Annotated in this window: 19 protein-coding genes; 6 read left to right on the top strand and 13 right to left on the bottom strand. The window is 66.9% G+C overall.

Going from position 1 to position 19,843, the window contains the following annotated elements; genetic code table 11:
* Nucleotides 1-15 precede the first annotated feature (15 nt).
* A complete protein-coding gene (locus K2W61_RS01530; RefSeq protein ID WP_175133146.1) occupies nucleotides 16-834 on the top strand; it encodes a M55 family metallopeptidase in 819 nt (272 codons plus the stop codon).
* Nucleotides 835-842: 8 nt separating this feature from the next.
* Nucleotides 843-2,633 carry an aminopeptidase P family protein gene (locus tag K2W61_RS01525; protein ID WP_175140709.1) on the top strand — a complete coding sequence of 597 codons (1,791 nt, stop codon included), beginning with the start codon at nucleotides 843-845 and terminating at the stop codon, nucleotides 2,631-2,633.
* An 8-nt stretch (nucleotides 2,634-2,641) separates the two neighbouring features.
* On the opposite strand, the gene K2W61_RS01520 is transcribed toward K2W61_RS01525, so the two are convergent.
* The gene (locus tag K2W61_RS01520) at nucleotides 2,642-3,646 is read right to left on the bottom strand and encodes a hypothetical protein (RefSeq protein WP_175133148.1); all 1,005 of its coding nucleotides are present in this window, start codon (nucleotides 3,644-3,646) and stop codon (nucleotides 2,642-2,644) included.
* 196 nt (nucleotides 3,647-3,842) lie between these two features.
* On the opposite strand from K2W61_RS01520, the gene K2W61_RS01515 reads away from it, so the two are divergent.
* From K2W61_RS01515 to ftsB, 4 genes are all read left to right on the top strand, one after another.
* Nucleotides 3,843-5,495, top strand: a complete 1,653-nt coding sequence (locus tag K2W61_RS01515) for a CTP synthase (protein WP_175133149.1) — start codon at nucleotides 3,843-3,845, stop codon at nucleotides 5,493-5,495.
* Between the two features lie 227 nt (nucleotides 5,496-5,722).
* Nucleotides 5,723-6,007 (top strand): DUF1330 domain-containing protein, encoded by a 285-nt coding sequence (locus K2W61_RS01510; protein WP_006389344.1) that lies wholly within the window; start codon nucleotides 5,723-5,725, stop codon nucleotides 6,005-6,007.
* Nucleotides 6,008-6,011: 4 nt separating this feature from the next.
* Complete coding sequence (gene eno, locus K2W61_RS01505) at nucleotides 6,012-7,298, top strand: phosphopyruvate hydratase (RefSeq protein ID WP_054450719.1); 1,287 nt, start codon at nucleotides 6,012-6,014, stop codon at nucleotides 7,296-7,298.
* Between the two features lie 64 nt (nucleotides 7,299-7,362).
* On the top strand, nucleotides 7,363-7,755 hold the full coding sequence (gene ftsB / locus K2W61_RS01500) for a cell division protein FtsB (protein ID WP_175133150.1): 393 nt from the start codon (nucleotides 7,363-7,365) through the stop codon (nucleotides 7,753-7,755).
* A 19-nt stretch (nucleotides 7,756-7,774) separates the two neighbouring features.
* On the opposite strand, the gene K2W61_RS01495 is transcribed toward ftsB, so the two are convergent.
* From K2W61_RS01495 to K2W61_RS01440, 12 genes are all read right to left on the bottom strand, one after another.
* Nucleotides 7,775-8,419 (bottom strand): pilus assembly protein, encoded by a 645-nt coding sequence (locus K2W61_RS01495; RefSeq protein ID WP_175133151.1) that lies wholly within the window; start codon nucleotides 8,417-8,419, stop codon nucleotides 7,775-7,777.
* A 71-nt stretch (nucleotides 8,420-8,490) separates the two neighbouring features.
* Nucleotides 8,491-9,420 carry an Hsp33 family molecular chaperone HslO gene (hslO, locus tag K2W61_RS01490; RefSeq protein WP_175133152.1) on the bottom strand — a complete coding sequence of 310 codons (930 nt, stop codon included), beginning with the start codon at nucleotides 9,418-9,420 and terminating at the stop codon, nucleotides 8,491-8,493.
* Nucleotides 9,421-9,495: 75 nt separating this feature from the next.
* A complete protein-coding gene (locus K2W61_RS01485; RefSeq protein ID WP_175133153.1) occupies nucleotides 9,496-10,017 on the bottom strand; it encodes a gamma carbonic anhydrase family protein in 522 nt (173 codons plus the stop codon).
* Nucleotides 10,018-10,065: 48 nt separating this feature from the next.
* Nucleotides 10,066-11,733, bottom strand: coding sequence for an acetate--CoA ligase (locus tag K2W61_RS01480; protein ID WP_175133154.1), 1,668 nt, complete (start codon nucleotides 11,731-11,733; stop codon nucleotides 10,066-10,068).
* A 128-nt stretch (nucleotides 11,734-11,861) separates the two neighbouring features.
* Nucleotides 11,862-12,734, bottom strand: coding sequence for a UDP-2,3-diacylglucosamine diphosphatase (locus K2W61_RS01475; RefSeq protein ID WP_175133155.1), 873 nt, complete (start codon nucleotides 12,732-12,734; stop codon nucleotides 11,862-11,864).
* A 105-nt stretch (nucleotides 12,735-12,839) separates the two neighbouring features.
* Nucleotides 12,840-13,556: a site-2 protease family protein gene (locus K2W61_RS01470; RefSeq protein ID WP_175133156.1), complete on the bottom strand. Its 717-nt coding sequence runs from the start codon at nucleotides 13,554-13,556 to the stop codon at nucleotides 12,840-12,842.
* A gap of 3 nt (nucleotides 13,557-13,559) precedes the next feature.
* Nucleotides 13,560-14,468, bottom strand: coding sequence for a DUF2167 domain-containing protein (locus K2W61_RS01465; protein ID WP_175133157.1), 909 nt, complete (start codon nucleotides 14,466-14,468; stop codon nucleotides 13,560-13,562).
* Nucleotides 14,469-14,609: 141 nt separating this feature from the next.
* Nucleotides 14,610-15,134: an RDD family protein gene (locus K2W61_RS01460; protein WP_175133158.1), complete on the bottom strand. Its 525-nt coding sequence runs from the start codon at nucleotides 15,132-15,134 to the stop codon at nucleotides 14,610-14,612.
* A 155-nt stretch (nucleotides 15,135-15,289) separates the two neighbouring features.
* Nucleotides 15,290-15,478, bottom strand: a complete 189-nt coding sequence (locus K2W61_RS01455) for a hypothetical protein (protein ID WP_006393542.1) — start codon at nucleotides 15,476-15,478, stop codon at nucleotides 15,290-15,292.
* 256 nt (nucleotides 15,479-15,734) lie between these two features.
* A complete protein-coding gene (locus tag K2W61_RS01450) occupies nucleotides 15,735-17,468 on the bottom strand; it encodes a THUMP domain-containing protein (RefSeq protein WP_175140715.1) in 1,734 nt (577 codons plus the stop codon).
* Nucleotides 17,469-17,504: 36 nt separating this feature from the next.
* Nucleotides 17,505-17,933, bottom strand: coding sequence for a CopD family protein (locus K2W61_RS01445; protein ID WP_175135591.1), 429 nt, complete (start codon nucleotides 17,931-17,933; stop codon nucleotides 17,505-17,507).
* Between the two features lie 399 nt (nucleotides 17,934-18,332).
* Complete coding sequence (locus K2W61_RS01440) at nucleotides 18,333-19,784, bottom strand: bifunctional 2-methylcitrate dehydratase/aconitate hydratase (RefSeq protein WP_175135592.1); 1,452 nt, start codon at nucleotides 19,782-19,784, stop codon at nucleotides 18,333-18,335.
* Nucleotides 19,785-19,843: the final 59 nt, after the last annotated feature.

Raw genomic sequence — 19,843 nt, 5'->3', positions numbered from 1 at the left:
CATCGAGGCATTCCCATGAAGATCCTTATTTCCACCGATATCGAGGGCGTCGCCGGCGTCTTCCATGCTGAACAAGTGCGCGCCGGCAATGGCGAATACGAGCGTGCCCGCGCCTGGATGACCGGCGAGGCCAATGCCGCGGTGCAAGGCGCGCTCGCGGGCGGCGCCACGCAGGTCCTGGTCAATGATTCGCATGGCGGCTTTCGCAACCTGCTGCCGGACGGCCTGGACGAGCGCGCTCGCCTGGTGTTGGGCAAGCCGCGTTACCTGGGCATGATGGGCGGCCTGGAAGAGGGCTGCGACGCCGTCTTCATGATCGGCTACCACTCACGCTCGCAGGGCCGCGGCGTGCTGGCGCACACCATCAACAGCTTCGCCTTCGCGCGCGTCTTCATCAACGGCATGGAACTGGGCGAGGCGGGCCTGTACGGCGCGCTGGCGGGCGAGATGGGCGTGCCGGTCATCCTGGCCACCGGCGACGACGTGTTCATCGCCGAGACCGCCGACCTGTTCCCGGGGGCGCAGTGGGTGCAGACCAAGGTGGCGCACGGCCAGGGCAGCGGCGTGACGCTGTCGCCGGCGGCAGCGCGCCGCGCCATCGCCGCCGCCGCCGAGACGGCGGTGCGCGATCTGAGAAAGGCGGTTCCGTTCCGTATCGCGCCCCCTATAGAATGCCGGTTGCAGACCCAGAGCGCGGCCCTTGCCGACCTGTTCTGCATGTGGCCCGCGCTCGAACGCGTGGACGGCGTGACCCTGCGGTTCACCACCGACAGCATGCAGTCCGCCATCCGCACGCTCAACAGCCTGGCCGCCATGTCCTTCATGTTGCGCTAAGGAAACCCATGTCCAGCACCGACGCCCGTATCGCCCAACTGCGGCAGGCCATGCGCCGCCACGGCCTTTCCGCCTATATCGTGCCGTCCTCGGACCCGCACCTGTCCGAATACCTGCCGGCGCGCTGGCAGGGCCGGCGCTGGCTGTCGGGCTTCACGGGCTCGGTGGGCACCCTGGTCGTGACGGCCGATTTCGCCGGCCTGTGGGTCGACAGCCGCTATTGGGTGCAGGCCGAGGCGCAGCTGGCCGGCACCGGCGTGCAACTGATGAAGATCGCCGTCGCCACCACGCCGGGCCATGTGGACTGGCTGGCCGCCAACACCCGCGCCGGCGACGTCATCGGTGTCGATGGGCAGGTGCTGGGGTTGGCCGCGTACCGCGCGCTGGCGGCGGCTGCCGCCGCATCGGGCGCGACGTTGGAAATCCGCGCCGACCTGCTGGACGAGATCTGGACCGATCGCGCCGGCCTGCCGCAGGCCGCGATCTACGAGCACGTGGCGCCGCAGGCCTGCGTCACGCGCGCCGACAAGCTGGCCCAGGTGCGCGCGGCCATGCGCGCCCATGGCGCCGACGTGCATTTCGTCAGCACGCTCGATGACATCGCCTGGCTGTTCAACCTGCGCGGCGCCGACGTCGACTACAACCCGGTGTTCGTCGGCCATGCCTTGATCGGCCTGGATCACGCCACGCTGTTCGTGGCCGACGGCAAGATCGACGCCGCCCTGCGCGCCACGCTGGCCGCCGACGGTGTCGAGGTGGCCGATTACGCCCAGGCCGCCGACGCGCTGGCCTCGCTCGAACTCGACCAGAAGCTGCTGATCGACCCGGCCCGCGTCACCTGCGGCGTGTTCCACGCGATGGACCCGGCCGTGCCGCGCGTCGAAGCCATCAACCCGTCCACCCTGATCAAGTCGCGCAAGACCGACGCCGAGCTGGCCAATGTCCGCCAGGCCATGGCGCAGGACGGGGCCGCCCTGTGCGAATTCTTCGCCTGGTTCGAAGGCGCGCTGGGCAACGAGCGCATCACCGAACTGACCATCGACGAGCAGATCACCGCCGCGCGCGCCCGCCGCCCGGACTACGTTTGCCCCAGCTTCGCCACCATCGCCGGCTTCAACGCCAATGGCGCCATGCCGCATTACCGCGCCACGGCCGAGTCGCACGCCACCATCGAGGGCGACGGCCTGCTGCTGATCGATTCCGGCGGCCAGTACCGGGGCGGCACCACCGACATCACCCGCGTGGTCGCGGTGGGCACGCCCAGCGCCGACCAGAAGGTGGATTTCACGCTGGTGCTCAAGGGCATGATCGCCTTGTCGCGCGCCTCGTTCCCGCGCGGCACGCCGTCGCCCATGCTGGACGCCATCGCGCGCGCGCCGATCTGGGCTGGCGGCGCCGAATACGGCCACGGCACCGGCCACGGGGTGGGCTACTTCCTGAACGTGCACGAAGGTCCGCAGGTCATTTCCTACCGCGCGGCCCCCGGACCGCACACGGCGATGGAGCCGGGCATGATCACCTCCAACGAACCCGGCATCTATCGTCCGGGCCGCTGGGGCGTGCGTATCGAGAACCTGGTGGCCAACCGCGCCTGGCTGACATCCGAGCTGGGCGAGTTTCTGTGCTTCGAGACGCTGACGCTATGCCCGATCGATACGCGTTGCATCGAGGTGTCGCTGCTGCGCGCCGACGAGATCGCCTGGCTGAACGACTATCACGAAACGGTATTCGAGCGCCTGTCGCCGCTGGTGCAGGGTGAGGCGCTGGCCTGGCTGGCGCGTCGTACCGCCGCCATCTGAGCGCGACGTCAAGCCGGGTTGGCTCGCGGCGGTTCCGCGCGCCGGTAAAACAGCCGCGCGCCAGCCCGGCAGGCCAGCGCCAGCAGCACGCCATAGATCAGCAGCGACAGTACGGTCGTCGTCTGCATCTGGGCGGCCCGCATGATCTGGCGCCAGCTCATGGCGTTGAGAACGAGCAGGGCCAGGCCGACCCCGAGAGCCTGTGTCAGCCAGAATGCGAAGGTGCCGTGGGCGAACGCGCGACCGAATCCGGCCGGGCCCAGGTGCCCGGGCAGGCTCTTCAGGCACGTCCACGCCGCCAGCGCCAAGACCAGGGCCGGCAGCACCCAGTAGCCCAGGGCATAGTCCAGCCACTGCTGCGAGCTGGCATAGGCCATGAAGTACGCGCCCACTATCAGCCCGACCTGCAATTGCCAGAGCAGCAGCGTCAGCGCGGCGATCCATGCCGCGTGGCGCGGGCGATAGGGCGGGGGGAGCGCCCCGGCGTCGGGGGTAACGCTCCAGGCGGCGATGCGCACCGCCAGCCAGCCGCCCAGGATCGCCAGCAGTAAGGCGCACACTTTGACCGGCAGGACCATCAGCAGCATGCGCGCCGGACCGGAACGGCCGAAGGCGTTGTCCAGCCATTCCTTGTGATCGGTGACGAGCGAATAAAAGCCATGATGCAGCAGGGCCTGCCCGGCCGAAACCAGGACGAACAGCACCAGGGACATCGCCAACAGCACGGCCACCAGGCGGCGCGGCCGGTCAACACCGCCAGCGCCGTGGCGCCGCAGCCAGCCTTGCATGGTGCACCAGGTCACCAGGCCGATCAGCAGGCTGCCGGCGACGATCTGCACCACGGTCGTGGCGGCCATGTCGGGGCGCGCATAGGTCTGGCGCAAAAGCCCGGCCATCGGCGAGGCCGTCAGAAGATAGGCTTGGACCAGGGTGTTGCCCAGCAGCTGCAGGCCGGCCGCGATGAGGGCCAGGTGCCAGGCCAGGGCATTCGGACGGGTGGACGGAATGATCATCGACGGTGCCGCTCCTCGGTGTGTCAAAAACGGGGACGAACATAGCATGAAGCCTGCGCGGCGGGCGCGACAGGCCGGCGACCGGATGCAGCCAAATGTTACTCCTGGGCGCTAAGGGAAAACCCAGACAAGTTCCGCCTCCCGGCTATAATCCAAATTTCCCGCACGCGCCCGCTCGTCCCGGGCGCTTATTACGATGACCAAATACGTATTTGTCACCGGCGGAGTGGTGTCTTCCCTGGGCAAGGGCATCGCCGCTGCGTCGCTTGCCGCCATCCTCGAGTCGCGTGGTCTGCAGGTCACCATGCTCAAGCTCGACCCCTACATCAACGTCGATCCGGGCACCATGAGCCCGTTCCAGCATGGGGAAGTGTTCGTCACGGAAGACGGCGCCGAAACCGACCTGGACCTCGGCCACTACGAGCGTTTCGTGTCCGCCCGCATGCACAAGGTGAACAACTTCACCACCGGGCAGATCTACGAATCGGTGCTGCGCAAGGAGCGCCGTGGCGACTACCTGGGCAAGACCGTCCAGGTGATCCCGCACATCACCAATGAAATCCAGGACTTCATCGCCCGTGGCGCCGATGCCGCCTGGAATGGCAACACCGATGTCGCCATCGTCGAGATCGGCGGCACCGTCGGCGACATCGAGTCGCTGCCATTCCTGGAGGCCGCGCGCCAGATGAGCCTGCGCATGGGCCGCAACAATGCCGCCTTCGTGCACCTGACGCTGGTGCCGTTCATCCCGTCGGCCGGCGAACTCAAGACCAAGCCGACTCAGCACTCGGTGCAGAAGCTGCGCGAAATCGGCATCTACCCGAACGCGCTGCTGTGCCGCGCCGACCGTCCCATCCCGGACGACGAGCGCGCCAAGATCTCGATGTTCTCCAACGTCCCCCTGGACGCCGTCATCTCGGTGTGGGATGCTGACTCCATCTACAAGATCCCGGCCATGCTGCACAAGCAGGGCGTGGACAACATCGTCTGCGAAGCGCTGGGCCTGACCCCGCCGCCGGCCGACCTGTCCATGTGGGACAACCTGGTCTACGCGCTCGAACACCCCGAGCACCAGCTCACCATCGGCATGGTCGGCAAGTACGTCGACCTGACCGAATCGTACAAGTCGCTGACCGAAGCCCTGGTGCACGCCGGCATCCACACGCGCTCGAAGATCAACATCGAGTACATCGATTCCGAAGACATCGAGACCCGCGGCACCGACCAGCTCAAGCACCTGGACGCCATCCTGGTGCCGGGCGGTTTCGGCAAGCGCGGCACCGAAGGCAAGATCGCCGCCATCCGCTACGCCCGCGAAAACGGCGTGCCCTACCTGGGCATCTGCCTGGGTATGCAATTGGCCGTGATCGAGTTCGCGCGCCATGTGGCCGGCCTGGGCGGCGCCAACAGCACCGAATTCGATCCCTCCGCGCCGCACCCCGTGGTGGCCCTGATCACCGAATGGATGGACCGCGAAGGCAAGGTCGAAAAGCGTGACAACTCGTCCGACCTGGGCGGCACCATGCGCAAGGGCGCGCAGCGCGTGCCGGTCAAGCCGGGCACCCGCGCCCAGTCGATCTACGGCGACGAGGTCAACGAGCGCCATCGCCATCGCTACGAAGTCAACAACGTCTACGTGCCGCGTCTGGAAGAGGCCGGCATGGTGATCAGCGCGCGCACCCCGACCGAGAACCTGCCGGAAATCATGGAACTGCCCGACCACCCCTGGTTCGTCGGTGTCCAGTTCCACCCGGAGTTCACGTCCACGCCGCGTGACGGTCATCCGCTGTTCTCCAGCTACATCCGCGCCGCCATCGAGCAGAAGGCCCGCCGCGGCCAGGGAGCGTAATGGAAACCGGCGGCACCGAGCCGCGCATCCGCGCCGCCCGGGCCGCCGGCCTTGTCCCCGTCTCCGCTCCTGGTGGACAATCCGCTGTGGCCCAGGGCCGTGGCGCTGCTTTCGGATACAACCACTTAGCATCGGACAGGCACGGCCCGGCCGTGTTGCGCGACACTGCCCGTGTCATGCGGTCCGGCGCCGCGACCCCATCAACGCAACTGCCCTGAAGGAACCCCATGAGTGCCTATCTCATCGCCGACGTCACCGTGACCAAGCCCGCGCAGTACGAGGATTACAAGCGTCTGTCCACGCTCGCCATGCGCGCGTACGATGCCAAGATCCTGGTGCGCGGCGGCGAATCCCGGCACCTCGAGGGGCGTGAGCCCGGCCGTACCGTCGTCATGGAGTTTCCGTCCATGGCCGCGGCCCAGGCTTTCTACGACTCCTGGCAGTACCGGCGCGCCCGCAATGCCCGCGAAGGCGCGGCCGTCATGAATATGTTTATCGTTCAGGGAATGTAAAGTCATGAGTGCAATTGTCGATATCATCGGCCGCGAGATCCTGGATTCTCGCGGCAACCCGACCGTCGAATGCGACGTGTTGCTGGAATCCGGCGCCATGGGTCGCGCGGCCGTGCCGTCGGGCGCGTCCACCGGCGCCCGCGAAGCCATCGAGCTGCGCGACGGCGACAAGAGCCGTTACCTCGGCAAGGGCGTGCTGCGCGCCGTCGAGAACCTCAATACCGAAATCTCGGAAGCGCTGATGGGCCTGGACGCCCAGGAGCAGACCTTCGTCGATCGCACCCTGATCGAGCTGGACGGCACCGAGTCCAAGGAACGCCTGGGCGCCAATGCCATCCTGGCCGCCTCGATGGCCGTGGCCCGCGCCGCCGCCGACGAGTCGGGCCTGTCGCTGTACCGCTACTTCGGCGGCAGCGGCCCCATGAGCATGCCGGTGCCGATGATGAACGTCATCAACGGCGGCGCGCACGCCAACAACACCCTCGACCTGCAGGAACTGATGATCCTGCCGGTGGGCGCGGGCAGCTTCCGCGAGGCCCTGCGTTGGGGCGCCGAAGTCTTCCACATGCTCAAGAAGCTGATCCACGGCCAGGGCATGTCCACCGCGGTCGGCGACGAGGGCGGTTTCGCCCCCAACGTGGCCAGCCATGAAGCCGCCATCCAGCTGATCCTGAAGGCCATCACCGAAGCCGGCTACGAGCCGGGCACGCAAATCGCCCTGGGCCTGGATTGCGCCAGCTCCGAGTTCTACCGCGACGGCAAGTACACCCTGGCCGGCGAAGGCGGCATTTCGCTGTCCTCGCAGGAATTCACCAACCTGCTGGCCACCTGGTGCGACAAGTATCCGATCATCTCGATCGAGGACGGCATGGCCGAAAACGACTGGGAAGGCTGGAAGCTGCTGACCGACCAGCTCGGCAAGAAGGTGCAACTGGTGGGCGACGACCTGTTCGTCACCAATACCAAGATCCTGCGCGAGGGCATCCAGAAGGGCGTGGCCAACTCGATCCTCATCAAGATCAACCAGATCGGCACCCTGACCGAGACCTTCGCCGCCATCGAAATGGCCAAGCGCGCCGGCTACACCGCCGTCGTCTCGCACCGTTCGGGCGAAACCGAGGATTCGACCATCGCCGACATCGCCGTGGCCACCAACGCCATGCAGATCAAGACCGGCTCGCTGTCGCGTTCGGATCGCATGGCCAAGTACAACCAGTTGCTGCGCATCGAGGAAGAACTGGCCGAGGTCGCGTCGTATCCTGGCCTGGAAGCCTTCTACAACTTGCGTTAATGTAAGCGGGCCGCGGCAGGCGCCGCGGCCTTGTTAGCGCCACGACTGCTGAGGGTTCCTGCGTATGCGCCTGTTGTTCCTGGTGCTGTTCGTGCTGGTAGGCCTGATCCAATACCCCCTTTGGCTGGGTAAGGGCGGCTGGTTCAAGGTCTGGGACCTGCAACGCCAGGTGGCTGAGCAGCGCGAGACCAACGACGGCCTGCGCGCGCGCAACGCCGCGCTGGAAGCCGAGGTGCGCGATCTGGACAATGGCACCGGCGCCATCGAGGAACGCGCCCGCGGCGAGCTGGGCATGATGCGCGAAGGCGAGGTCTTCGTGCATATCCTGCCGCAGAACACCCAACCGCCCGCGGGCGGCGCCGCGCTGGCCACCGATGCGGCCACGCCCGCGCGCGCCAATGCCTCCCATCCCGCTCAACCCGCCAACGTCGGCCCGTCCGGCGGCACGCGTCACTGATTCCTCGCCACGCGTCCGCTCAAGGGCAGCGCAGGCGACGGCAAGCCCCTAGCACCATCCCGGCCGGATACGGCTGGCTGGCCCGCCGTTCTGGCGGACCGGCGTGCATTTCCATTTCGATTTCCAGGCCAATCGGTGCCAGGCCGCGCGCCCGGGCCCGGCCGGCATAGCTGCCGTCGTCGCTGCCGGCCAACATCGCCAGCAGCGCCCGCACCGGTGCCAGCAGGGGACGGTACAGGTAGGTCAGCCGCAGCCTGAGCGTGCCGGCACGGCTCTGGGCGGGATCGCGCGGGGAGACTGGCGGCGCGGGCAGCAGGATTTCGATGCGCCAGGGCGGGGCGCCCATCAGGGCGGCGTCGCGTTCGAGCGCTCGGGTCAGCCGCAGGCGGGCGCCCGCCTCGCCACCGGGGCCGGCATGGAGCGGCAACAGCGCCTGCAGGAAGGCCGCGCGCATGTGGAAGGGGTCGGCCCGCGCCGTGCTCGCTGCGCGGGCCGCCTGCAACAGCGCCAGATGGGCGACCTGGCGGGCGAGCTGCCAGCGGGCAGCCTCGAATGCCAGCAGGGCCAGCAGCAGCACCGTGGCCGCGGCCACGGTGAATTCGACGGCGGCGGTGCCCGCTTGACGGGGGCAGGGGCGCGAAGGGGCGTGAAAAAAGGCGGTCATGTCCGGCCAGTGTGGCGCGGGCATGACCGCCTGTCGATGGGTACAAACCGAGGGCTGGCCCCCGCCCGGGGTCAGTGCACGGTGGGCGGCGTCTGGTCGCTGGCGGGCGGGTTGCCGGTGAACAGCGCGGCGCAATCGACCGCGTCGAAGGCATAGGGTTTGCCGCAGAAATCGCACGAGACATCGACCTGCCCGCGTTCAGCCAGGATGTCCTTGACCTCGGCTTCTCCCAGCGAGCGCAGCATGTTGGCGACGCGTTCACGGGTGCAGGGGCAGTGCCAGCGCACCGGTGCGGGCTCGAAGGCCACCAGGGTCTCTTCCCAGAACAGGCGGTGGATCAGCGTGTCGATATCGGTCGCCAGCAATTCGTCGCGCTTGAGCGTGGCGGCCAGCGCCGAGGTGCGATCCCAGGTCTCGCTGGCGGCCTGCTCGCTCAGCGCCGCCGAGTCGGAACCGCCGTGGTACGGCAGGCGCTGGATCAGCATGCCGGCGGCATGCTCGGCGTCAGCCGCCAGCCAGAGGCGGGTGTCGAGTTGTTCGGAGGCTTTCATGTAGTGCTGCAGCGCCTCGGCGACGGTATCGCCTTCCAGCGGGACGATGCCCTGGTAGGCCTGCTGGCCCGGCACCTTGGCCTGCGGGTCCAGCACCACGATGAAGCGGCCGTTGCCGCCCGGGTTCAGCAGGCTTTGCATGTCGCCTTCGGCCGGCACCACATGGCCTTCGCGTATCTTGACGGTGGCGCGCAGGCTGAGGTCGGAACGGCATTCCACCACCAGCAGGGCGATCGGGCCGTCGCCCTGGATCTGCAGCACCAGCGAACCATCGAACTTGATGTTGGCGGCCAGCAGGGTGGAGGCGGCCACCAGCTCGCCCAGCAGATGGGTGATGGCGGGCGGGTAGTCGTGGTTGGCCTGGGCGGCCTTCCAGGTATCCGTGAGGCGCACCGCTTGGACGCGGACGCTGCGGTCTTCGAGGAGGTATTTTTTAAGCTGATCGGTCATGGGGGAATGTTAGCCGATCGGACGGCCGATTCCCCCTGCCGGCGACAGGGGCGCAGGGCGATCCCGGCGGCGGTCTCAGGCCAGCCGTTTCAGGGCCGTCTTGTAGTGTTGGCCGCGCGCCACGTAATGGGCGGTGTTCTTGTGCAGATTGGCGATTTCCTCGGCCGACAGCTCGCGCACGATCTTGCCGATGCCGATGACCAGGGAATTGTCTGGAATGACCCGGTCTTCCGGGACGATGGCGCCGGCGCCGATCAGGCAGTTGCGGCCGATCACGGCGTTGTTGAGCACAATCGCCTGCATGCCCACCAGCGCGCCTTCATGGATGGTGCAGCCGTGCAGCATGGCCTGGTGGCCCACGGTGACGTTGGGGCCGATGGTCATGGGACAGCCACTATCCACATGCAGCACGCTGCCTTCCTGGATATTGGTGCCCTGGCGGACCAGAATGGCGTCGTTGTCGCCGCGGATCGAGACGTGCGACCAGATACTGACCCCGGCTTCCAGCGTGACGTTGCCGATGATGTCGGCGCTGTCGGCCACGTAGGCCGCGGGGTCGATGCGGGGGATGAGGTCGTCGAGCTGGTAAATGGGCATGCCCTGTCTCCGGAATACTGCGGCGGGTCGCTGCCGGACCCGTCCGCGTCATTGTGGCCTGGGCGTACGCGCGCGTTCTTCTTCGCGCAGGCGCAGGATGCGACGCTGGATTTTACCGGTGGTGGTCATGGGCAGTTCTTCGACGAATTCGATTTCCTTGGGGTACTCGTAGGGCGCCAGGCGCTCGCGCACGTGCTCCTGCAGGTTCTCGACGATGTCATCGCGGTCGCGCTGGGCGAATTCGGGCGTCAACACCACATAGGCCTTGACCACCGCGCCGCGCTCGGCGTCCGGTTTAGGCACCACCGCGGCATTGGCCACGGCCGGATGGCCGATCAGGCAACTCTCGATCTCGCCAGGCCCGATGCGGTAGCCGGACGACTTGAACACGTCGTCGGCGCGACCGGCATACCAGAGGTAGCCATCGGCATCGATCCGCGCCAGGTCGCCCGTCAGGCACCAGTCGCCCTTGAACTTGGCCTGGGTGGCGGCCTCGTTGCGCCAGTAGCCCAGGAACATCACCGGATCGGGGTACCCGTGGATGTCGTAGCGATTGACGGCGATTTCGCCGGTTTCCCCCGCCTTTACCGGTTGGCCGGCGTCGTCCAGCACCGCGACTTGGTGGCCGGGGTAGGGGCGTCCCATGCTGCCGGCCCGGGCCGGCCAGCGCTTCTGGCTGTTGCCGACCACGTAATTCATCTCGGTCTGGCCGAACATCTCGTTGGGCGTCACGCCCAGAGCCGATTGGCACCAGCCGAACACGGTGTCGCCGACGCTTTCGCCCGCGCTCATGATCGAGCGCAGGGCCAGCTGATAGCGGCTGCGCGGCTCGGGAACCGCCTTCATCATCATCTTCAGCGCGGTCGGGAACAGGAAGGTGTTGGTGACCTGGTAGCGCTCCATCAGCTCGAATGCGCGCTCGACCGAGAAACGGCCGCGGGTGCCGACGATGGGGTGGCCGAAATACAGGGTGGGCAGCAGCGCGTCCATCATGCCGCCGGTCCAGGCCCAGTCGGCGGGCGACCAGAACACGTCCGCCGGACGGGGGAACCAGTCCTGCGAGGCGACGAAGCCCGGCAGGTTGCCGATCAGCGCGCTGTGCGGCAGCAGGGCGCCCTTGGGCGCGCCGGTGGTGCCAGAGGTATAGAGCAGGATGGCCGGGTCCGACGAGCGCGTCGGCACCGCCTTGAATTCACTGGGCTGGCGTGCCAGCAGGCTGCGCCAGGGCAGCACGCGTTCGTCGGCGAAGCCGATGCCGATGATCTGTTGCAGGTTGGGGCAGTTGTCGCTGACCGCCAGCAGATTGGCGCTGGAGGCATGGTCGACGATGGCCACGCGGGTCTCGGAATCGCACAGCCGGCTCTGCAGCGCCTCAGGGCCGAACAAAGCCGACAATGGCAGCACCACGGCGCCCACGCTGTAGATCGCCATGTGCGCGACCACGGTTTCAGGGCGTTGTCCCAAAACCACACCGACGCGGTCGCCGCGGCCCACGCCCATCTTCACCAGGCCATTGGCGAGCTGATTGGCGGCCTCGGCCAGTCGCGCATAGGTCCAGACCTCGCGGTTGCCGGCTTCATCTTCGTAGTAGATGGCGATGCGCCGCGCATCCGGACTACTGGATGCCCAGCGGTGGCAGCACGCTTCCGCGATGTTGAACTGGGTGGGAACCAGCCAGCGGAATGTTTGGTAGAGCACCTGATATTGGTCGTTCATGGCCCTATGTTGTGAGCATGTTGCAGCGTGAACGGGTCAGTTTTTGCCCGTTGCCCCAATCGCAAGCATGACCTAGAGGGCCGTGAACTGCAATATCCCCGTTGCGTAACGGGGACGTATAAGGGTTATCACGGGTGTTTGCCCTGGCGGCGCAACGCCGACGGCAGCGCCGGCAGGGACAGCGAGCGCGGCTTGCGCTGCGCCGGATCGGCCTGGCGCTCGGCCTGGATCGCGGCCCAGTCCAACAACTGCAGCTGGCCGTCGTGGGTCTCGGCCAGGGCCGACAGGCTTTCCACCCAGTCGCCGTCGTTGCAGTACAGAATGCCCCCCACGTCGCGCAGCTCAGCCTTGTGGATGTGGCCGCAGACCACCCCGTCCAGGCCGCGGCGGCGGGCCTCGCCGGCCAGCGCTTCCTCGAAATCGGTGATGAACGACACTGCGTTCTTGACCTTGTGCTTGAGATACTGCGACAGCGACCAGTAGTGCAGTCCCATGCGGTGGCGCAGGCGATTGAAATGATGGTTGAGCCACAGTGCCAATTGGTACAGGCCGTCGCCCAGGTGCGCCAGCCAGCGGCTGTGCTGGATCACGCCGTCGAATTGATCGCCGTGCAGCACCAGCAGGCGCATGCCCTTGGCGGTCACGTGCACGTCTTCATCCAGGATTTCGATGTCGCCGAAGGCGTAGCCGGCGAACTCGCGCGCGAACTCGTCATGGTTGCCCGGGATGAACACGACCCGGGTGCCGTTGCGGGCCTTGCGCAGGATGCGCTGGATCACGTCATTGTGGGCCCGCGGCCAGTGCCAATGCTTGCGCAGTTGCCAGCCATCGACGATGTCGCCCACCAGGTAGAGGGTGTCGGAATCGTTGTGCTCGAGGAAATCCAGCAGGAACTCCGCCTTGCACCCGGCGGTGCCCAGGTGAATGTCGGAAATCCAGAGAGCGCGCCAGTGCGTAGGACGGATTTCGTTCACGGTGCTATCCATGGGGGCTGTCGTCATGCCTCGGAATGAAACCATGCGGCGATGACCGTGACATGAAAAATCCGTGACGCTGTTGTGACGGCAGCGTCCGCCGGATGCGGCCCGCCGTCAGGAAAACGCGCGTCAGGCGCGCAGATGCCCCAGCATGTCGTGCACGTCGTGGGCCATGATGGCCAGCACGCAGACCAGCCCCAGGTAAGCGCAGGTATAGGTCAGCTTGCTTTCCAGCGTGGTGCCGTAATAGGCCTGGTTTTCAGGCAAGGACGGATCGTATTTGAAAGCCCGGATAACGTTGGGAAAGGCCAGCACGGCCACCAGGATCAGGATCGGGCTGGGCCGCCAGAAGAACAGCGCCACCAGCACCGGCACGCCCACCAGCCAGATGCGCGGCGACAGCACGGCGGTGATGCGGCCGCCGTCGAACGGCGACAGCGGGATCAGGTTGAACAGGTTGATGAAAAAGCCCGCGTAGGACAACGCCAGCAGCAGGTCGCTGCCGCTGCTGCGCGCCGCGAAGTAGCAGGCCAGCGACGCCACCGTGCCCGCCAGCGGGCCGCCCAGGCCGACATAGGCCTCGGTGTCGGCGTCATGCGGCATGTCCTTGAGCTGGATCCAGGCGCCCACGAACGGGATGAACACCGGCGCGCCCACATCCAGCCCGCGCTGGCGCGCGGCGACGTAGTGGCCCAGTTCGTGCACCAGCAGCAACAGCACGAAGCCGGCCGCGTAGCGCCAACCGAAAATGAAGGCGTAGACCGCCACCGACAGCAGCATGGTGCCGCCGGTGGCAAGCAGCTTGCCGAACTTCAGGCCCGAGAACAGCAGTAGCAGCAGCTTCATCGCTCAGGGCTGTTGCTGTTCGGCCTTCTTGCCGCGAAAGCGCTTCCACAGCCCGCCGCCCAGCGCCGCGGCGGCCAGGATGCCGACCTTGGCAAACTTGGCCAGGAACGCGGCGATCACGGCGAACAGGCCCAGCTTCTTGGCGGCGACGCCGGCAACCAGCGCGGCCAGGCCGTACTCGGCGACCTTGTCGGTGGACGAATTGAAGTCGGCGTAGCGCTTGCCTTCGACGTATTTCAGATTGTCCAGCAGGGTCAGCACCGCGGTCTTGTCCTTCGGCACCAGGTTCTTCTGGGTGATCAGGTCCAGCGTGATGTAGCCATCGCGGCCCAGCGCATAAGTGTTGTAGTTGACTGTGGGGTTGTCGTCGGCAGCCTCGCCTTTGTGCTTGACGGCCACCGACCAGACCAGGCGCTGGGTGCTGCTGTCGTACTTGGGCGCCTCGACCCAGCCGTCCATCACCAGCTCGGGGAAGCCGCGCTTTTTGCGCTCGACGTTGGATTCCTCGGTGCCCTCGCGCAGGCTGTCGAGCAGCTCGCTGACGTTCCAGTTCTTGGCGTCGTCGTCCTTGATGTAGCCGGCCTTGTCGAAATTGACCGTGATGACCCAGCCGTCATCGTCGCTCTTGGGCATGACCACGCCCAGCAGCGACGGGTCCTTGCCGTTGCCATAGGCCGCCATCAGGCGGTCGGCCTGGGCGCGCGGCACGAAGAACATCGATTCGGGCAGGCGCACCACGGCCTGATTGTCCAGCTTGATGTCGGCCGGGCCTTCCTGGGCGGCCGCGTAGGCGGCTTTCATGGCAGCCTCGATTTCCTGCTGCGCGGCGGCATTCTGCGCCAAGGCGCCCAGAGGCAGGAACAGCAGGGCGCTGGCGGCAGCCAGCGAGAGGCGGGAAAGGAAAGCGCGCATGATGATTCCAGGGCGTCTGTGAAAAGGGGCCCCATTGTCTTTGCGCGCGACTTTCAACTTTCTGAAAGCCATCACCAAATTCGCCGCACGATTTTGCCAGTTGTAAGCGGGTGTGTTCAGTACCCGTTCAGGCGTCCGATGTCAGCGCGGTCCACGTACTTTCTTGCGCTGCGGCGCATTGCGCAGGCGAGTACCGAGCAAGCGGTCGTGCAGGAACTGGCCGTCGGGATCGAACCACGACCAAACGAAGATCGTGAATGGCGCGGCCACGATGAACATGTCCATCGAAGGCCATCCGGTTGCGCTGGCGGCGGCCCAGACCACAGCGGCGCCCGCCAGCACCAGGGGCCAGGCGAGCACGTAGCGCAGGATCAGCCGCACGGTGGAGGGCGGATTGCCGTCGCGATCGACCAGGCGGATGTTCCAGGTCTTCATCGGCAGCGTCTGGCCGCGACGACGCCAGCACAACACGAAATACACGCCGATGGCCAGGAACAGCCAGGCCTGGCGCAGCGGCCTCAGCGCCAGCGCGTTGCGGCTCTGGGTCAGCGTGTCCATCAGGTAGCCCGCCAGGAACACCACGCCGAACAGCAGCACGGCTTCGTACATCATGCAGGCGAACCGGCGCAGCCGGTTGGGGGTCTGGTCGAGGAAGGCGTCGGTCATGGGCGGGTATCTTATCCGACAAAGCGGCGTATCCGCGGGCCGCGATGCAAGGGGAGCGCGCATAAAAAAAACCCGCCGGTAAGGGCGGGTCTATAAAAGGGGCTATGCAGCCCCCAAGGGGAAATCGTTCGGGCCGTCGGGCCCAGCGGCCTTGCTCAGGCGGCGGAGTGCGCGTTCTTGGCGCTCGTCTTGCCAGCCAGGGCGCGGACACCATGGGCCAGCTTACGCAGGCCCGCGGCCAACGCACGCATCGGATGCGGGCGGAACTGTTCTTCAATGGCCTGGAGCATCAGTTGGCGCTCGAGTTCGTCGGTCAGGCGGATGGTGTTGTTCGGGTTGATCACAATAGCCTCCACGGGCTTGCACAGTTTGTTTAGCTACTAGGGATAACCCGAATTATAGGGTTAACCCTGAAACTGTGCAAGTGCCTGGTGCGCATTGGCAACACCCTGGTGCTGATGATGCCCCAAATTGGCGCTGCGGGGCACCATCAGCAGGATACGGGCGCGGTATTGCTGCGCTTTTACAACGCGCGCGGGCAACGGCAAGGAGGGAGCTGAAGGAGCCCGGCCCGGGGGAAGTTCCCCGGGGCGCGGGGGGTCAGGCGTCGCGGTAACCGGCGGCGACCAGCTCGAAGCCGAACAGGCGGCAGTCCAGGCCGCCATTGTGCAGCGGCACGCGGCGCTTGGGCTTGAGGCGCATCTGGTTGGGCAGGGTCAGGTCGCTGGTGATGATGTGCAGCTGCCAGCCGGCGAAATTGCGTTTCAGGCAGGTGGCCCAGTCGCGCCACAGGTCCGCGTCCTGTTCGGTTGCCATGCGCTCGCCGTAGGGCGGATTGGTGACGATCCAGCCATGGTCGGCCGGTGCCTGCACTTCGCGGGCGTCGCCTACCTCGAAGCGGATGGTGTCCGCGGTGAGCCAGGCGCGTTCGGCGTTGTTGCGGGCAAATTCGATGGCCTGCGGATCGAGGTCGTAGCCGACCAGCGGTGTGTCCAGCTGCGGCAGGATGCGCGAGCGCGCATCGTCCTTCAGGTCGCGCCAGCGGTAGGCGTCGTGGCCGCGCAGGCGCTCGAAGCCGAACGGGCGCGAGATGCCGGGAGGCACGCCCAGCGCGATCCAGGCGGCCTCGATCAGGATGGTGCCGGAGCCGCAGAAGGGATCGAGCAGCGGCGCGGCCGGGTCCCAACCTGCCAGCGCCAGCATGCCGGCGGCCAGATTCTCGCGCAAGGGCGCATCGCCCTTGTCCAGGCGCCAGCCGCGCTTGAACAGCGATTCGCCCGAGGTATCCAGGTACAGCGTTGCGGTGTGGCCGGTCAGGAACAGGTGCACGCGCGCGTCGGGGCGCACCGTGTCGATGCTGGGCCGCTCGCCTTCCAGCTCGCGCAGGCGGTCGCAGATGCCGTCCTTGGCGCGCAGGTTGCAGTACTGCAGGCTCTGCACCGGGCTCTTGATCGCCGAGGTGTCGACGCGCAGGGTCTGTTCGGCGCCGAACCAGCGTTCCCAGGGGGTGTCGCGGGCGAGATCCAGTATGTCGTCTTCGTGCGAGATCTCGGCGTGGGCGACCTGCACCAGGATGCGGGTGGCCAGGCGCGAATACAGGTTGGCGCGCTGCACCCCGGCCCAGTCGGCGGTGAAGGAACAGCCGGCGCGGCCGGCCGTGGCATCGTCATAGCCCAGCGCCTGCATTTCGGCGGTCAGGGCTTCTTCCAGGCCTTGCGGGCACGGGGCGAAGACCTTGAAGCGCTCGGCCTGGCGCGGTTCGCGCGGGCGGCGCTCGCGGACCTCGACGGTGGGCGCGTGGTGGCGGGCGTCGCCCTGGCCGCGTGCAGGGGCGGTCGCGATCGGGGCGTCGTCGTCGTAATCGGGCTCGGGCGCGAAGTCGGGCGCCGGGCCGTCGTCTTCGAACGGATCGTAGAAGCGCCCGGCGGGCGTGGCCGGCGCGATGTACTGATCGTCCAGGCGCGGCGCGCGCTGCGGGGCGCGGCCCGCGCGCGGACCGTCGCTGCGTGGGCCATCACCACGGCGCGGGTTGTCGCCGCGCGCGCCTTCGCTGCGGCGCGGGGGGGCACTGCGCGGCCCCTCGCCACGGGCCCCTTCGCCGCGGCCGCCCTCGGCCGGCTTGCGCGCGCCGCGCGCGGCGGCGGCCTGGCGCTGCTGGTAGCCTTCGGGGTCCTTCTGCCGCTCGAGGTTTTCCTTGGTGCGCTCGTTCTGGGCGACCAGGCGCGCACGCGCGCCGGTGCGCACACGCTTGGGCGCGGCTTCGGCGTGCGCATCGCGCGCGGTTTTCTTGATCGTCAGCGTCTTGCGCGGGCGGTCCTGGTCATCAGCGGACATACGAATCCTGGCGAATGTGCAAAGGTAGGGGAGGAATCAGAAGGGTTTGACGACGACCAGCGCCACCACCACCAAGAGCAGCAAGACGGGAACTTCGTTGAACCAGCGATAGAACTTGTGCGAACGGGTGTTCTTGCCCTGTTCGAATTTTCGCAGCATGACGCCACAGGCGTGATGGTAGCCGATGATGAGCAGGACGAAAAAGAGCTTGGCGTGCATCCAGCCGTTGCCGGGGCCTACGCCAATGCCATAGCCCAGGTACAGCCACATGCCTAGCGCCACGGCCACGATGGCCAGAATGGTGGTGAAGCGGTAGAGGCGGCGCGCCATGCCGAGCAGGGTGACCTGGACGGCCGAATCCGATTGTTGGGCCAGGTTCACGAAGATGCGGGGCAGGTAGAACAGGCCGGCGAACCAGGAGGCAATGAAAACGATGTGTAAGGTTTTTACCCAGAGCATGGACATGGTGGGGTTCGGTCTCTGTTTTCTTGGGGAAGGGAGATTGTAATTGCTGGGGGCGGGTGGTTCTTCGTAGGTCGCCCGTCGCGGTGGCGGTTTTGGGGGTGGGCGCCCACGATGGCGGTCCGGAGCGTTCGCTCCGGACTGCCCCTGCGTCATCCTCGTCCAGGCCTTCGGCCTTCCCTACGGATTCCCTTGGGCGCATCGAGGTTGCCCGCCCCCAAAACCGCCACCGCGACGGGCTACGGGTTTCGAGAAATGGTGCACTGCCAGATCGGTGGGGCGTGGAGAGGTTTGCGGGGCCCGTCAAGATCGGCCGCGTGGGCGGCCGGTCTTGACTTACGCGGTGGTTTGCGTCGGGAGGGTGTTCGCTGCGCGGTGGTGGGGAGGTGTTTGCTTGTCGCCTTAGATCACATACAGGTCGACGTATTCGTGGACCGGCATCGCTTCCAGCTTTTTCTGGTCCAGCGATGCTTCCAGGATGCGGGCCTGTTGGCGGGCGGGGAAGATGCGGGCCAGGTTGGTGCGGAACTTGGCTTCCAGCAGGGGGATGCCGTCGGCACGGCGGCGCTTGTGGCCGATGGGGTATTCGCAGACGACCTCGTCGAGCTGGGTGCCGTCGGTGAATCTGACAGTGAGGGCGTTGGCGATGGAGCGCTTGTCGGGGTCGTGGTAGTCGCGGGTGTAGGCCGGGTCCTCGACGCAGGTGATCTTGTCGCGCAGGGCGTCGATGCGCGGGTCGGCGGCGACATCGTCCTCGTAGTCGGCGGCGGTCAGACGGCCGAACAGGAGCGGGACGGCGACCATGTACTGGATGCAGTGGTCGCGGTCGGCCGGGTTGTCCAGCGGGCCTTTCTTGTCGATGATGCGGATGCACGCCTCGTGGGTGCGGATGGTGATGCCGGCAATGTCGTCGGTGGACTTGCCAAGCGCCTTGAGGCGGTCATGGATCTGCATGGCGCACTCGACCGCGGTCTGCGAGTGAAACTCGGCCGGGAACGAGATCTTGAACAGCACGTTTTCCATGACGTAGCTGCCGTAGGGGCGCTGGAACCTGAACGGCTGGCCCTTGAACAGCACGTCGTAGAAGCCCCAGGTCTTGGCCGATAGCACCGAGGGGTAGCCCATTTCGCCGGTGCGGGCGATCAGCGCCAGCCGCACGGCGCGGCTGGTGGCGTCACCGGCGGCCCAGCTCTTGCGGCTGCCGGTGTTGGGCGCGTGGCGATAGGTGCGCAGGCTCTGGCCGTCGACCCACGCCAGCGACACCGCGTTGATGACTTCATCGCGCGTGAGGCCCAGCATCTGCGCGACCACGGCGGTGGAGGCCACCTTGACCAGCACCACGTGGTCCAGGCCGACCTTGTTGAAGGAGTTTTCCAGCGCGATGCAGCCCTGGATCTCGTGCGCCTTGATCATGCCGGTCAGCACGGCGCGCATGGTCAGGGGCGGCTTGCCGGCGGCCACGGCGGTGCGCGAGAGCCAGTCGGCGGTGGCCAGGATGCCGCCCAGGTTGTCGGACGGGTGGCCCCATTCGGCGGCCAGCCAGGTATCGTTGAAATCGAGCCAGCGGATCATCGCGCCGATGTTGAACGCGGCTTGCACCGGATCGAGCTGGAATTGGGTGCCGGGCACCTTGGCGCCGTGCGGCACGACGGTGCCCGGGACGACAGGGCCCAGCAGCTTGCGGCACGCCGGGTACTCCAGCGCTTCCAGGCCGCAGCCCAGGGTGTCGATCAGGCAGTTGCGAGCGGTCTCGTAGGCCAGGCCGCTCTGGATTTCATAGTTCAGTACGTAGTCGGCGATATCGACCAGGACCGGGTCGGGCGCGGGACGAACGTTGGAGATCGGGGCAGACATTGGGTACCTCTCCTGAGTGTTTACAGGCGGCACTGGGCCCGCGCGGCGCGGGGAAAGGC

This window comes from Achromobacter pulmonis (assembly GCF_021733725.1).
GTDB classification, from domain to species: Bacteria; Pseudomonadota; Gammaproteobacteria; order Burkholderiales; family Burkholderiaceae_B; genus Achromobacter; species Achromobacter pulmonis.
This window is presented reverse-complemented; position numbering and strand designations above follow the sequence as displayed.